Origin of the sequence: Pseudoalteromonas sp. SIMBA_162, assembly GCF_046535955.1 — a bacterium.
GTDB classification, from domain to species: Bacteria; Pseudomonadota; Gammaproteobacteria; order Enterobacterales; family Alteromonadaceae; genus Pseudoalteromonas; species Pseudoalteromonas marina.
The window spans coordinates 1-274 of the sequence record NZ_JAWJBQ010000365.1; the positions used below are offsets into that span (position 1 = coordinate 1).

Here is a 274-nt window from a genome sequence, read left to right on the forward strand (position 1 = left end):
GGACTCCAGACCTAAACGTTTTAGTCCGGCTACCGCAAGAATGATGGCATCGTATTCGCCGTTATCCAGTTTACTCAGGCGAGTGCCGACGTTGCCTCGCAGGGAGCGGATAATCAGATCCGGGCGGCGTTCAGCCAGTTGGCACTGGCGACGTAAACTGGACGTCCCGACGATACTGCCTGCCGGTAACGCATCCAGATTGTCATAGTTATTGGACACAAAGGCATCGCGAGGATCTTCACGCTCACAAATAGTGACCAGTCCCAGACCTTGC

The 274-nt window shown here is 54.7% G+C and carries 1 pseudogene; it reads right to left on the reverse strand.

From position 1 onward, the window contains the following. Window positions 1-274 (reverse strand): annotated as a pseudogene (locus R0J88_RS20055) (hydroxymethylbilane synthase); the annotation flags it as partial.